Annotated in this window: 15 protein-coding genes, 1 pseudogene and 1 other annotated feature; of the genes and pseudogenes, 3 read left to right on the top strand and 13 right to left on the bottom strand. The window is 35.4% G+C overall.

All coding sequences use genetic code 11. The features are described 5' to 3' along the window. Positions 1-162: 162 nt before the first annotated feature. A pseudogene (locus ACZLO7_RS08980) lies at positions 163-384 on the bottom strand (multidrug ABC transporter ATP-binding protein); the annotation flags it as partial. Positions 385-493: 109 nt separating this feature from the next. Then, positions 494-748 (top strand) — a binding site (T-box leader). Between the two features lie 47 nt (positions 749-795). Between ACZLO7_RS08980 and metG the strand changes: the two are divergent. Next, positions 796-2,439: a methionine--tRNA ligase gene (gene metG / locus ACZLO7_RS08975; protein WP_464938975.1), complete on the top strand. Its 1,644-nt coding sequence runs from the start codon at positions 796-798 to the stop codon at positions 2,437-2,439. A 61-nt stretch (positions 2,440-2,500) separates the two neighbouring features. Here the strand turns inward: metG and ACZLO7_RS08970 are convergent, their stop codons facing one another. The 4 genes from ACZLO7_RS08970 to ACZLO7_RS08955 form a co-directional block, all read right to left on the bottom strand. After that, complete coding sequence (locus ACZLO7_RS08970; protein ID WP_464938974.1) at positions 2,501-3,673, bottom strand: endonuclease Q family protein; 1,173 nt, start codon at positions 3,671-3,673, stop codon at positions 2,501-2,503. A 298-nt stretch (positions 3,674-3,971) separates the two neighbouring features. Then, positions 3,972-4,172 (bottom strand): cold shock protein CspC, encoded by a 201-nt coding sequence (gene cspC, locus ACZLO7_RS08965; RefSeq protein ID WP_010331195.1) that lies wholly within the window; start codon positions 4,170-4,172, stop codon positions 3,972-3,974. Positions 4,173-4,822: 650 nt separating this feature from the next. Continuing rightward, on the bottom strand, positions 4,823-6,379 hold the full coding sequence (locus tag ACZLO7_RS08960) for a Vga family ABC-F type ribosomal protection protein (RefSeq protein ID WP_464938973.1): 1,557 nt from the start codon (positions 6,377-6,379) through the stop codon (positions 4,823-4,825). A 300-nt stretch (positions 6,380-6,679) separates the two neighbouring features. Beyond that, positions 6,680-7,063 carry a sterol carrier protein domain-containing protein gene (locus ACZLO7_RS08955; protein ID WP_464938972.1) on the bottom strand — a complete coding sequence of 128 codons (384 nt, stop codon included), beginning with the start codon at positions 7,061-7,063 and terminating at the stop codon, positions 6,680-6,682. Between the two features lie 519 nt (positions 7,064-7,582). Here ACZLO7_RS08955 and ACZLO7_RS08950 point away from each other — a divergent pair. Further along, a complete protein-coding gene (locus ACZLO7_RS08950; RefSeq protein ID WP_464938971.1) occupies positions 7,583-7,726 on the top strand; it encodes a hypothetical protein in 144 nt (47 codons plus the stop codon). Positions 7,727-7,877: 151 nt separating this feature from the next. Continuing rightward, complete coding sequence (locus ACZLO7_RS08945; protein ID WP_464938970.1) at positions 7,878-8,063, top strand: hypothetical protein; 186 nt, start codon at positions 7,878-7,880, stop codon at positions 8,061-8,063. Positions 8,064-8,126: 63 nt separating this feature from the next. On the opposite strand, the gene ACZLO7_RS08940 is transcribed toward ACZLO7_RS08945, so the two are convergent. The 8 genes from ACZLO7_RS08940 to ACZLO7_RS08905 form a co-directional block, all read right to left on the bottom strand. After that, positions 8,127-8,861 carry a Panacea domain-containing protein gene (locus tag ACZLO7_RS08940; protein ID WP_464938969.1) on the bottom strand — a complete coding sequence of 245 codons (735 nt, stop codon included), beginning with the start codon at positions 8,859-8,861 and terminating at the stop codon, positions 8,127-8,129. Beyond that, positions 8,854-9,510, bottom strand: a complete 657-nt coding sequence (locus tag ACZLO7_RS08935; protein WP_511261403.1) for a nucleotidyltransferase family protein — start codon at positions 9,508-9,510, stop codon at positions 8,854-8,856. The genes ACZLO7_RS08940 and ACZLO7_RS08935 overlap by 8 nt, the downstream gene beginning before the upstream one ends. A 243-nt stretch (positions 9,511-9,753) precedes the next feature. After that, positions 9,754-10,542 carry a DUF5776 domain-containing protein gene (locus tag ACZLO7_RS08930; RefSeq protein WP_464938967.1) on the bottom strand — a complete coding sequence of 263 codons (789 nt, stop codon included), beginning with the start codon at positions 10,540-10,542 and terminating at the stop codon, positions 9,754-9,756. A 1-nt stretch (position 10,543) separates the two neighbouring features. Next, positions 10,544-10,792, bottom strand: coding sequence for a phage holin (locus tag ACZLO7_RS08925; RefSeq protein ID WP_464938966.1), 249 nt, complete (start codon positions 10,790-10,792; stop codon positions 10,544-10,546). Positions 10,793-10,804: 12 nt separating this feature from the next. Then, positions 10,805-11,167: a hypothetical protein gene (locus tag ACZLO7_RS08920; protein ID WP_464938965.1), complete on the bottom strand. Its 363-nt coding sequence runs from the start codon at positions 11,165-11,167 to the stop codon at positions 10,805-10,807. A gap of 58 nt (positions 11,168-11,225) precedes the next feature. After that, positions 11,226-11,354, bottom strand: coding sequence for a CD1375 family protein (locus ACZLO7_RS08915; protein WP_427748716.1), 129 nt, complete (start codon positions 11,352-11,354; stop codon positions 11,226-11,228). After that, positions 11,354-11,524, bottom strand: a complete 171-nt coding sequence (locus ACZLO7_RS08910; protein ID WP_464938964.1) for a hypothetical protein — start codon at positions 11,522-11,524, stop codon at positions 11,354-11,356. Before ACZLO7_RS08910 ends, ACZLO7_RS08915 begins: the two co-directional genes overlap by 1 nt. Then, positions 11,524-14,082, bottom strand: a complete 2,559-nt coding sequence (locus tag ACZLO7_RS08905; RefSeq protein WP_464938963.1) for a sialidase family protein — start codon at positions 14,080-14,082, stop codon at positions 11,524-11,526. The genes ACZLO7_RS08910 and ACZLO7_RS08905 overlap by 1 nt, the downstream gene beginning before the upstream one ends. Position 14,083 lies beyond the last annotated feature (1 nt).

Below are 14,083 nucleotides of genomic sequence, written 5' to 3'. Positions count from 1 at the left end.
AAACCCAAGACTATTGAACAGAGAACCGAAGCATTTTATAGTATATTCATGACCTAAATATTAATTTTTAACTATTTTTATCAAAAATATCATATTATTCATTTACTCTATATAGAAAATGAATGATTATAGGTACTAATAACCATAATCATTCATTTCCACTCAAGATGATGTTGAGAGAATATCTAATTTCCTTTGTAATTCAGAATAAAATCCTTGTTGCTCTATGAATTCTTTATCGATTGCCACGCTCTATTATTTCTCCGTCTTTAATAACAAGTATTTTATCGGCATTTTCGATCGTTTTTAAACGGTGTGCTATAACAAAACTCGTCCGACCAATCATTAAATGTTTTAGCCTTTCTGAATTTGCACGTCAGTTTGTTTATTTCAATTGTCTCCTCTACTTTTGCTTGAAACGAAATAACTTTGTCCATTTGACATATACTTGCTTTTCCATTAATAGTGCTTTATAATTCTTTTCAACATATAGAAATACGCGTTGATGAGGAAAAGTAGAGTAAATTAAGTTGCCTAGAGAACTTCTGTCGGTGGGAATGAAGTGAACTTAACTATTCGAAAATGACCTCTGAGCTTCGTACCGAACGATTTATTTAGTAGGCTACGACGAGAAAGGCACTCGTTATAACAGCAGCTGTATCCCTTAAATGGTGTACTGATGAAGGCAAATAGTGTGAGCTATTTGCAAATGAAGGTGGTAACACGAGTATATATCCTCGTCCTGATCAATTAATTTGATTGGGGCGAGTTTTTTTATTTTAGGAGGGAAATTAAATGAGCATTGTTATTGGAGGAGCTTGGCCTTATGCTAATGGATCATTGCATTTAGGGCATATTGCTGCATTATTACCAGGAGATATTTTGGCTAGATATTATCGATTAAAGAAAGAAAAAGTCCTTTATGTATCTGGTAGCGATTGTAATGGGACACCTATTTCTATCCGAGCAAATCAAGAAGGTGTTACCGTAAAAGAAATTGCAAATCGATATCACGAAGAATTTACTACTTGTTTTAATAAACTCGGTTTCACTTACGATTTATATACGCGTACGGATGCTGAACATCATCATCAAACCGTTAAGAGTATCTTCCTGGACCTACTAGATTCCGACTTTTTGTATAAAAAGACAATTGAACAAACGTACTGTGAACATGATCAGCAATTTCTTCCGGACCGTTTTGTAGAAGGAATCTGTCCAGTTTGCGGTAGTAAGGCTCGCGGTGATCAATGTGATCATTGCTCAACTATATTAGATCCACTTGATTTAATCGATAGAAGATGTAAAATATGCGGAAATCAACCCATCGTAAAAGAAACTGAACATTTTTACTTTGCATTTAGCAAGTTGCAAAACGCTTTAGAACACTATGTTCAAAATGCAAAGGAACAAAAAGCATGGCGCCAAAATGCAATCGACTTATCTGAACGATACTTATCTGAGGGCGTACCCGATAGAGCCGTTACAAGAGATTTACCTAATGGAATCGATGTACCAATAGACGGGTTTGACGGCAAGAAAATATATGTATGGATTGAGGCAGTGTCGGGATATTATACAGCCAGTTTAGAATGGGCAAAACAACATCAGGAAAACGTTCAAAATTTCTGGAATAGTGACACCATCTCTTATTACGTTCACGGCAAAGATAATATTCCCTTTCACACAATTATTTGGCCTGGTATTTTGATAGGGCTTAATAGCCCAGCCCTCCCTACTCATATCGTGTCAAATGAATACTTAACACTTGAGAAACGAAAACTCTCTACAAGTCTAAACTGGGCAGTATGGATACCTTATATTATTGAAAAATATGATGCAGATACAATTCGTTATTTCTTGACAATTAATGCACCTGAAAACCGTGATACAGACTTTTCTTGGCGTGAATTTATTTATAGCCATAATAGCGAACTTTTAGGGGCGTATGGAAATTTTGTGAACAGAACATTAAAATTTATCGAAAAATCATTCGATAAACAAATTCCAAAAGGCATTCTTAATGATTCCATCAAACTTCACACGCAAAAGCTCTATAATGTGGTAGGTATTGCGATTGAACAAGGTCATTTTAAAGCACCTCTGGAAGACATCTTTTCTTACATCCGCTCGGCTAACAAATATTTTGATGAGCAGCAACCATGGTTACAGGTAAAGGATGATGACATCGGTTGTGCAAATACGCTTGCAACATGTGTCTATATCATTGCGAATTTATCGCAATTACTAGAACCATTCATACCATTTTCAACAAAGAAGATTCACAACATGCTTGGAATTACAGAAATCTCATGGCATGAAATAGTTGAATTGCCAACATCCGTTCAATCTGTAGAACCGTTATTTGAGCGATTGGACATTGCGCTAATCGATGAAGAATATCAACATCTTCTAAGCCAAAGCAACGCAGATAGATAAACGAAAAAGCTTTCGATAAATGGCTAATCCATTCGTTGAAAGCTTTTTACACTAAAAATAATTAAGATTCTTCTTTTTGTACCTTACCATACTTGCCACCACCACCAACTTCTATTAATAACTCCCCTTTACGGGACTGATCGATATAACGAACTAATTTATCGGGCACGACTGCTTTTAGTTCTTTGTAGCTAGCTTTATGCAGTATGTTCATTTCTGTCCCAACAGCAAGAAGCAATCGTTCTAGCGATTTCGGTCCGAGCCCTGGTATAAAATCTAGTGGAACTTGATGAATATATGGAGGCCTTTGTCGTACACTCTCCTCGCTCTCAGATAGTTCTTTAATTCTCGTGGCAACACCTTTAATAATATTATGTTTGTGACATAATGGGCATTCAGCTAAGCCCTCATCTACTTTTGCAGCACATCCAGCACAAACCGTTTGATAGTATTTACCAAGTAATGGATTTAAGCCGTAATTAGCGACGATAGCACGTCCATCTTTTTCTTGAAGCGCTTTTTGTAATTCAGCAAAACTTGCATGATCAAGTCTTACCTTTTGATATTCCCTTGCAATTTTACCTACTGAATGGGCATCTGAATTCGTTAAGAAGGTATATTGTTCTAACTCTTTAATGCCTCTTACCATATACGTATCGGAGCTTAAACCAAGCTCAATACCGTCGATTATCGCTGGATCAAACACCTCACTTAAACTAGACAAAACACCTTTACCATATAAGCTTTTAAAAGGGGTAAAAACATGTGCAGGAATAAATAAACCTCCAAGTGAACGCACTTTCTTTTGGAGTGTAATACCATCGCAGTAAATACGTTGAGAGCTTAAATTGATATTCTTCACATAGCCACTCATCCACATTGAAAAAGTTTTCATAATTTCAATAGTAGGAAAATAAGCAAGAACATGAATTGGTCCATGACAATTCTCGTCGTAAATTTCAATTTCAGAACCAAGTATCAAAGTAGATTGCCCGAACTGTAACCCTCCATCAACAAGTTCCACCATCTCGCCATTTTGTATCATCTCTTCAATTTCTTCGATAACCTCAGGTGAATGGCAATCTATAATACCTACTAGGTCAATGCCTTTCCGATCACTCGCTGCTTCTAAAATGCGTCTTAAAGTTAATCTCTTACTACCTGTAATTTTAACCGGCCTACCACTTTTGGTACGACCAATATGAATATGTAAATCTGCGTAAATTTCCTTCACTTTTTTCAACACCTTCATAATTATTTTTTTCAATTTGAAGTTGAAATAGTTCGATTGCAGAAGTTAAAAGAATGAATATATAAGATGTTTCACTATATCACTCTAATCTTATGTTTCACTTTTCTTCAAAGTATTATACCTAAACGTGTTGAAGCAATTATTAATGCTCTAAGCCTCGCAATATCAGTTTATGAGCTATCTAGTAAATGCACCATTGTTCGCCACACTATGGAAAATAAAAAAGACAATAAAAAACCGACTCTCAAAAGAGAGTCGGTTTTTCGACAGCTAGTTCAAATTAAGCTTTTTGAACGTTAGCAGCTTGAGCGCCACGAGCGCCTTGCTCAACGTCGAAAGTAACTTTTTGACCTTCGTCTAAAGATTTGAATCCTTCACTTTGGATTGCTGAGAAGTGTACGAATACGTCATCTCCGTTTTCGCGTTCGATAAATCCAAAACCTTTTTCTGCGTTAAACCATTTTACTGTACCTTGTTCCATTATTGTTGCCTCCTAGTGTGATATCCACACATTGTATTACTATCCTTGTCCAAAGTGATGGTCCAGACGACAAGTCAAACTTATACTGCCCTTTGCACCGAACAAAAATAACTAACTTCATAATACCATGCACTTACGAGATATGCAAGTGTTATGAAGAATAAAAAATAAAAGAACTGATTTCCACATTACATTTTTTCTCTCAAACAGCTCACAAACCTTGTCAAATAGGGTTTTTCATTCACATTCAATCTTTAAAATTATTTTGAAAATAATTAAAAAAATACCTTTATTATAAATTATTTACTATTGGTTATTATTTTATTTGATTAAATTGATGATCTTGCCCTTCTATTTAATGACGCCTAATTTGGAAACTTCTTCGAATTTATTTGGATCATCTTAAGTTCTTTCAATTTTAGTATGTCCATTTTTTATTTATTCAACCTCTTTTAGCGTTTTTTGTTGAACTTGTAGATTTTCACGCTCTATTTGCAATCTCTCATTTGAATGTTAATGGAGGCACTACTAACTGAAAGGACACCGATAATTTTCAATCGATGTGGATTAAACAAATATTCCAGAATAAACCTTTCTTTAGAAATAGAACCTCAAAAAGGTTTTATTTCACCCTTTTCGAGGTTCTATTATTAAAATTTACGCTTTGCTTCTATTAATCGTTGAAATTCACTTTCAAGTTCCTTTGTAGGTTCTATACTAAGTCGTCCTAATACTTCAGATATCTTCAAATTTAATATTAATAATTCATTTTCTTTATCATTGGGTGCATTCGTTTTCTTTATTTGCACACTCTCTTTCAAAGGTCCTTCAAATAATCTTATTTTTCCTTTTTCAATTTTCAGCTGACTGGTTGAAATATTTTCTATAAAGCGTCGATCATGAGAGACGAAGATAATTGTTCCTTCGTATTCTTTTAGGAGCGATTCAAATGCCTCAACTGCATCTATATCAAGAAAATTCGTCGGTTCATCTAATATCAACGTATTTACATCACTAACAAAAATTTTGGCAAGTGCTACTTTTACCCTCTCACCACCACTGAGCACCCCTACCTTTTTATACACATCATCTCTATAAAAATGGAGTCTTGCCAACACAGTTCTAATAAATGTCTCATCTTGTACCGATAGCTCGGTGACATTTTCTAAAATAGATTTCTCAACATTTAACACATTTAAGTTTTGACTAAAATAACCGATCTTCAATGCAGGGGAGATGGTAATACCTTTTTCTTGTTTATGGATTTTCTTTATTAAAGTCGTTTTTCCACTACCATTATTCCCGGTAATGGCGATTTTATCTCCTCCACGAATTTGGAAACTGCTTTTCTGCCACAGCAAACGCTCCCCTATTCGACCATCCACATCTTCTACTCGAATAATGATTTTACCTTTCACTGTTTCTGCGTTTGGTAAATCCATTTTAATCGCAACTGGATTTTTTACTTTCTCCACTTTTTCTAGTTGCCCTAATCTCGTTTCAATTGCTTTAACTGTTTTTTGTAGTTTCTTTTGTTTTTTCGCAAAATAGGGTTTTGTCTTGGATGCTTCCAATTGACTCACCGTTTTCGGAACTTTTGCAGCTCTTGCTGCTTTCTTTTCTTTTATAACTAACGCTTCTTCTAACTGTTTTTTCTTTGTTGTATATTTTTCGTAAGATGCTTCTTGTTGTTTTTTTTCTATTTTCTTTTGCTCAATATAGTCGGAATAGTTCCCGTTATATTCTTTTAGTCCACCGTTTTCTAGCTCCCAAATTTTTGTACAAACTACATCTAGAAATGCGCGGTCATGAGATACTATTAATAATGCGCCACCTCTTTTTATTAACTCTCCTTCAAGCCATTCCACATGATGCGTGTCTAAATGAGTTGTCGGTTCATCTGTTATTAGTAGACGGGCACCCTTTGCTAATGCATCTTGTATATATGCCTTTGTGACTTCCCCACCACTTTTTACGGGTGTCGATTCCTTTAACTGTGGTACAAGTTCTAGCGGACTGTAAGCTTTCACATAGCCGCTCTCTAGCTCTTTCAATGATGCTAACACTTCAAGCAACGTCGTTTTTCCAGAACCATTTTTACCGATTAAACCGATGCGGTCATAGTCATTGATTTGTAATTTCTCTATATTGAAAATTTCTCTATCCCTAATTGAATACTGCAATTTATGTGCTTCTAATAACATCATAACAATCTCTCCCCTCATGGATCAGGGCAAAAAAATGCCCCCTATTCAATCAGAATAGGAGGCATGGGTGCACTGAAAAAAGAGAGCGTCTCTTTTTTGTCCAACACATGAAAACAATTCCTATTCTGAAAACACTGGAATGAAGGCATTTTAAATAAACAGAGTATTTCATCTGAATTAAAATACGATTCATTCTAAGCTTTCGAAAAATAGGATTAGTACTTCATGTAATTGGGTCACCCTTTCGTTTTTAGTTACATTTAATATACAAAATCTCACTCGAAATGTCTATTCTACTAACTAAAAATAATCGATAAAACTTGGTACTGCGTTTGGCAGGATTGATTCGAGTAATACAACTGATGCAGTATCACCTTTTAATCTTTCTATACTATGCAAATAGGTTGGACGCTTATAACCAAGGAACATCGTCACAAACGTTTGAACCGTCATTTGTACAGCATTAGACTCAAGCTCATTGCAAACCTTCTCAACTGTCACTTCACCTGATTGGACAGTGATTTCAAAGGTACCGTGATTCCATTCAAGAAGTGAATCCGTGATAGCTAATCGAAAAAGGAAATTCGAACTTGCAAAAGGATATCGCTCGAGAAATTTTTGTACATCAATAATTCTCGCCATAAAATACGGGGAGACATTTTGCTTGATCTCACTATCCTCCATTAGAATAGTTGCCTTACTTCAACGTCACTCAAGTTAAATTATAAATAGCGATATATCAATGATGGATGATGTTTTCTGAATAACCATCTCTTTCATTACCACTCAATACTATTAGGGGACTTGGGGGACTTTTTGGGGGACTACTAAAATTATAAGGGTTGGTAAACACAGAACTGGCAGGCGCGCATACAACTCTAAAAATATATTTAAAAAGAGCGAAGCCTCTGGGCTATCGCTCTTTAAATTTCTTGTGTTCATTACATATAACACTTGTTCTTATTTCAAGTAAAAAATAACGCACCCCGCAAAAGGTAGCGCCACAAGATGAAAACATGAGGGATATCTGATTTACTCTATATTATGGTATTAAATAAAAAATGTTCTAATTTTAATTGGTTTTGTTTTGTTCTAGTTTTTTCCGGAATAAATAATTGTAAATAAAGTTATTTTTATACAGTAAAACTATTGACTTTCTATACTAGTACTAGTATAATTAAGATATAGAAAGGAGGTGAACAAGTGGAATACTTAGACATAGCTTCAATACTAACCGCACTACTTGGCTTAGCAAAGTTTCGAAAAATCTGGCACGATGGAACGAAATCTAAGCAAGAAGCCAAGAAAGTACAGTTAGAAAGCAAAAGAATAAGAAGAGGGGGTTAATCCCCTTCCTCTTTTCTAAGTATACCATTTGAGCTTATGAAAATCCTTATACTTGTTTTAATCATTGTTTTAGTCGCTCTAACGTTTGTTTATACAAGAAAAGTCTATTGGAAATCTAAACTTAATAAAGCTAAAAAGGAGCGTGACAACCTTGTCAAAAAACCCTCAAACAGAAGCAAATAAAAAATGGCAGGAGAAAAATAAAGAGCGAGCTAAATATACCAGCGCACGTGCTAGGGCACGGAGTTTCATTAAAAACCATGCAGAAGAAGAAGACTTAATTGAGTTCCTACAATTAATTCAAGAACGTAAAGCTTCTCTAAAAAATGAAGAATAACTTTTGAGGGCGTTTTGCCCTCTTTTTTTGTGCAAATAAAAAAGCACCTGGTTGGAGGTGCTTTTAAAAACTATTCAAAATAACACCATCAGTAATTTGATTGTTACATCCTTTTTCGTAAACTTTCTGCCAAGGTGAACCTTCTCGATGTGTAATCTCCACTAATTGCCACGCACTATTATATGCATTTTCTTCCAAAGTATCATGAATAGCATCAATAGAAGCTCTTCCGTTCTCCGAAGATAAAATTCTCATTAGAGATGGCTTGATTGTAACATCCTCAGAAATAATAATCTCGTTATCATCTTCTTCGTAAGGAATGGTACTGGAACCATACTGTCTAAACTCCTCGTACACTTCTCTTATAACTGGCCCGTGTTGCCACGCTAGTATCCGTTCTTTGAATAATTGTTTTCCATTGGTTTTCAATAATTTTTCATAAGAAAGATAAACTAATTTTTGTAACTTTAACTGAGTCACTGGCGCAATAGTTAAAATATATTTAGCAATATCTATAGCTGAAAGGTGTTGATCGTAACCAGCTATACGAATAAAATCTGTAGATTTAGGTATTAATATTACATCTTTAAAATAAGTGTCTGATTCCACAACAGAATCCCATTCAACTGAATTAGTTGAAATACGATGAATGCCTAATTGAAGGTCGCCATGTTTTTCTTTAAAACGTTTCAAAAAGTTTCTCATTACAGAGTTATCAAAATCCTCATCGCTATAATGCCATGCAATGCGGAGACCTCTTGAGTACACACTTGTAATTGCTACGAAATGTTTATACATGTTTTCCCTCCTTTACATTTTGAACTGTATGGTATATTTTAGGCCACTTTGTATATCCTTGTTTATATTCAGCATGAGATTTGATGTTTACATCATAATCCTTGATACTCCATATTTGGAGCTCCCACGGAAAGTATCTATTGTTGGAATTGCTAAAGTAAATATGCGTAGCCTTATACCTACCCTTACAAGAATTATGGACTTTAACATTGAATTTTTCAAGGATTATCTTTAAATGAGCTTCAACTTCATCAGTATGGTCAAAATCATGTATGAATAATCTTATTCCTAACAGGTCATTTAAACATTTATTTATATTTACTGCACCATTCTCACCCTTAGTATTTCTGTAATGTAGGATTTTTGACATTCGTGAATCAGGGTTTTTAACTCTGGAAGTAATATTAAAAATTTCACTTAATTCATCATATGCATCAGAAAGTTGAACTCCTGTTAGTTTGTCACAATAATTATTTATGTATTCATAAAAATTCGAATCAATTCCATTTTCATGGTTACTTATGTGTCTTATTTGTTTGGATTTCAAATTATATGTATCCTCTAATTCAACTATCCAAGATTCTGAAAATTCTTTATGCATATCGTTAATTCTATCTACCAACATAATTACATTATCTACTTCATTCAACACCAGCATATCACCAAATTAAACAACCCCTATTTATAAATAACTATTTTAATAATAACATTAACCTTAATTATTTTGAATGTGACTTGAAATCTTATCTGCCATATAACAAAAAAAGCCCTATCCAATAGAATAAGGCTTAAATTGATACATATTTGATATTTGAGTTATTTAAAAACATTGCATGAGAGCATTCGAGATAACGTTTTATGGGTTATGGTCCAACTCGAATACTCTCATATATTATACCTTTTCAATATATTTTTTATTAGCTGTCATAAAAGTACCGTTCTTCATTAATAGGCGTGGCGTACCATTCTTTGTCTTCTCGATTTTTACAACCGTATAAATACTTGGTCCTGCATCTACTTTTTGTTCACGCTGTTTTTTGCTGAAGCTTGTACTGTTATATTGCCAACAACCTTTTATTACTTTTATTTTCCCTGGATTAGTAGTGAAGTAAGTGTTTTTGTTTGATGTGGACGGTTTACTTACTGTTGTAATTTCTTTTTCTAATCCATTTTTAATATCATTTTTGAATTGTGCTTCTAAAATCCCCATACTTGCAATATAGCTGTAAGGGTCTATATGTGTTGTCCCACCTAAATTGTTTGTAATCCATTTGTGTGTTTTAATTCCTTTACCACTGTCATCTAAAGCCACTGGAATGCCTGCATCAATGGCAAGTTTACGCAATAACCAAATGTAAGCTGCGTAATCTTTTTTAAATTGTGCTTTATCAGATGTTCGAGCAAGCTCAACTTGGGCGTAACAATGCGGATTACCTTTAGGACCACAACCGTATTGTAATTTCCCTACTGGTGCAAGTTGAACTATACGTCCACCACCACCCACCCAGTGACTAACAAATGCGTTATTGCAATTTCGTTTCATGAAAGATAATTCATTATCTAAAGCTTTTGCACTTGTGTTATTTGGATTTCCGCTTTCATGTGCGATTACATAACTTTTAGATGTTAAAGCTATAGATGGTAAACCTGCAATGATTTGATTTTCAATTTTATATGTCATATTATTTCAGTCCTTTCTGTTTCAATAGTTCTTCTTGCTCCTTCGCCTGTTTGGTTACGATGTAACTGTTTTTATAAACACCGTAAACAACCAAGATGAAAGGCACTGCAGCTAATAACGCATTAATAAAAGTGTCGATTGTATTGTCGTTGAACCACCATAAATCCACTCCTAAAGAGCCCAAAAATAAAAGGACCGCTGATAGCAGTCCTCCGAATAAAGCGATATATTGTTTTAGTTTGTCTGTCATAATAATGACCTCCTATTTAGATAATATGTTGAATAAAGATTGCAAAAATAAATAAAGAACGCTTCCAGCTCCGCCGTATTTCAATAGCAGGTCTGCATTGCGTTCCATTTTTGTTTTTCTTAAATCATAAGTACGGATTTTTTCACTTTCAACCGCACTATCTCTCGACTTGATTAGTTCCCATTGTTTATCCATAGTAGATTGGAAGAAAGAACGGGTATCACGATTTTCTTGGAGTATAGTATTCTCTAATTTCATATAATTCTTTTCGATAGTCTGGATTCGCAGTTCTTTTTCTGTATCGCTTTTTTCTAGCGTAACAATGCGTTCCTCATGATTTTCGAGGAGGCGCTCGTGATCTAATATTTTTTCCAATGGCATACACCTCTTTTTCTGCATAATAAAAAGAGCATCCAAAGATACTCTCTGTGAATTACTCTTTGATTTGTGATGCAAGATGTTCTGCAACAGGAAATTGATATTGTTTAGGTAATGCAGTGATTTCACGCGAACCTGCTTTTACTAACAAAGCGTACACAGGAATCATATATGGGTATACCATTATGCTTTATCCCCTTTCAATTCTTCGATTTGTTCTTGCAGTTGCGTAATTTGCTCTTGCTGACCGGCTAAAGCTTCAAGTAGCATTAATACGGTCTCATCAATTTGCGTTGGGAATACTTCTTCTAATGGTCCAAGTGAACCGTCTGGTTGTCTAAGTCTAATCTTCACTAACTAAGCACCCCGCTTATCAAAGTAATAGAATCGCTAACCTCAGCTGATTCTCTACTTAAATTTAATTTAACGATAATGTTTTCTTTCAACTCTGCAGCTTCATATACAAACTGATCTTCAGTGATGAATGAATCAATCGGCGCTGAATTGGTCAGTGGCATTCCAATGAATTTCTCTTGCACCCCTGCCTCAGTCATACTAATTTCGGCATCGATATTTAAGCCTTTTTCTTTCTGAATCCAAAATAAAACGCCCTTTGCAGTCCCTGTGGGCGGTACGATTTTATACCGAGCCACAGAGTTCAATACGGGCGTTTTATTTACTGCTTTATTTAATTTAATCGTTTTCGACGTTTTGAAATTATGACTATCAATAACCTCTACAATGATGATATTTTCTCCTACTTTTAAGCTGCTAAATGCAACGTCAAACGTCCAGTCGCCACCCTTACCGCGATAAATCTCCGTAGCAAGACTTGTGTTGATTTTGTAAGAAACAATCACATCGTTTCCGTCTGGGTCGCTACAAGCTCCTGAGATTGGGAATTTATCAGAATCTATTACTCCTGTCGGTTTTTCGATTGGGTTAATCGTAATTACTGGCGCTCTGTTAGGAACTACAAAGAATGAGCGAGTTTGTTCTGCTGATTTTCCGCCTTGGTCATCTCCTGACCATACTTTAAGTTGATGAGCTACACCCTCAGATAATGCATCAGTGATTGCTGTATCTTCATAAAATAATTTTCCGGCCTTAAATGTCAGTTGCTCAGAAAATAAAATAGGCTTAGTACCATTTGAAATTTCAGTTGCTATTGCCCTTACTTGCCCACCATTAATTTGATATTTGACGTTTACGATGTTTCCTTTGTCTATCTCAATTGCGGAACCGTCAATTAAGAATGAATCATTTTCGTATAACGTTTTATTGTTTTCTGTGTTTAGTGTTAAAGTTGGTGCGTTGTTTGTTGAGAATGGTCCTTCGAATTTAACACTCGTTCCGGTTTGGTAAATATAGGGCGGTATTGAACCGAAAACACCACTAAATTGAGTATCATATAAAGCCGATGGGTATGGATAGTTGGTGCCTAATCCCGCTTGAGTTCCGTCAGTCCATTTAGCTCCGCCGTCTATTGATGTATTCATAACAATTGCACCATCTTGTCTGCCGGTTAACACAAAAAGTTTGCCTGTTTTATCAATTGTGATAGTCGCATTTGTATAATGACTATCGATGTTATATGGTGCTAACCTCGTAAAGGTATTCCATGTTACACCACCATCTGTTGATTTTGCAAAATATGATTTAAAATACGAAGGCGTTGAACTATCTTTACCATGCCACGCCGTATAAATCACTCCATCTTTATCCACGACTGCTGATGGAGAGGATTGGGCATAAGTTCCACCGTTATAAATAGTCTTTCTATAAAACCCTGATGATGTTGTAAATGAATTTGATTCAAGTCTATTGTCAGGCTTATAAACATGGATTCCGTTAACGCCCGCTTGAATAGCTTCCATAATGATAGTTGGTTTTCCATCATTTGTTATTACTATTGACGGATTTTCAAATCCGACACCACTTGTATTTGTAGCTGTTACTTGCGTTGGTGTACTCCATGTAGCACCTTCATCTGTACTTTTTGCGTACTGAATGTTAAACGAGTTTGGATGCGTCGCGTTTTTACTCGCCCATGCTGCGTGTAGGTGACCGTTTGATGGGTCGATTGCAAGCGAAACATTGCTGAGTGAAGTATAGGTACCTCCAATTGTTTTATCTAAAAGCCTATTTTCTGAAGAAACATCAATAATAGAGGAGTAAAGTAATGGTGTGCCATTCTTACCCGCACCATCCTTACCGTAGTACGTATATAGTACTGCTATTTTCGTACCTTTTAAAGGCACTAGTGCTACATCTAATAAATCGGAAGATAATACAGTACCTGTTATATTTTGGTTAAAAAATAAATTAAATGTTTTCCCATTATCCTTAGACACAAACAAGTAATAACCCGACATGTTTTTTACTGCAGCGATAAACCATCCATTTTCTAACCTCACTAACTTACGTCCACCATTCCCCTCCGTACTATAAGGCTGTGCAACGACTGTTCCTGGTGATGTTTCCGCCACTGCACCTCGAACATACCAATAGCCGTCTGCTGAGTATCGTCCGTTTGTTGGGTACGTTCCATCTTCTGCTATGATATTAGATTGAACGAGAGAACCTTTGGAGTAATCGGTGTATTGAGTACTACTATTACTATAAACATCAACTTGCAGTAGCTTGTCTGTTGAGCCGGCTTCCTTAGCAACCCATTTAGTAATGGAACTTTGTTCTCCAGTAATTGGATAAGCTGTGTCACCAATCGAAACAGTTCCACCACTTTGATAGCCCCAACTACCTTCGCTAAATTTACCTGTCCAAGAATCGAAGTAATAACCTCCTGACCTACTTGCAAAAAACTGGGTGTTAGCTCCTGTTTTTGTAAATCCAGTTTCTCTATATTGCACTTTATCTACCGTATTGTATTTATCGTAATAATACTTAACCATC

This window comes from Viridibacillus sp. d25.2, assembly GCF_055456015.2.
Note: the sequence above shows the minus strand (reverse complement) of the source record. Positions and strands in the feature narration are given on the sequence as shown.

Bases quoted from the DNA above. Each gene is read 5' to 3' on its own strand.
- metG (WP_464938975.1), top strand. From the start codon at position 796: ATGAGCATTGTTATTGGAGGAGCTTGGCCTTATGCTAATGGATCATTG.
- cspC (WP_010331195.1), bottom strand. From the start codon at position 4,172: ATGGAACAAGGTACAGTAAAATGGTTTAACGCAGAAAAAGGTTTTGGA.
- ACZLO7_RS08960 (WP_464938973.1), bottom strand. From the start codon at position 6,379: ATGATGTTATTAGAAGCACATAAATTGCAGTATTCAATTAGGGATAGA.
- ACZLO7_RS08955 (WP_464938972.1), bottom strand. From the start codon at position 7,063: ATGGAGGATAGTGAGATCAAGCAAAATGTCTCCCCGTATTTTATGGCG.
- ACZLO7_RS08940 (WP_464938969.1), bottom strand. From the start codon at position 8,861: ATGTATAAACATTTCGTAGCAATTACAAGTGTGTACTCAAGAGGTCTC.
- ACZLO7_RS08930 (WP_464938967.1), bottom strand. From the start codon at position 10,542: ATGACATATAAAATTGAAAATCAAATCATTGCAGGTTTACCATCTATA.
- ACZLO7_RS08925 (WP_464938966.1), bottom strand. From the start codon at position 10,792: ATGACAGACAAACTAAAACAATATATCGCTTTATTCGGAGGACTGCTA.
- ACZLO7_RS08915 (WP_427748716.1), bottom strand. From the start codon at position 11,354: ATGGTATACCCATATATGATTCCTGTGTACGCTTTGTTAGTAAAAGCA.
- ACZLO7_RS08905 (WP_464938963.1), bottom strand. From the start codon at position 14,082: ATGGTTAAGTATTATTACGATAAATACAATACGGTAGATAAAGTGCAA.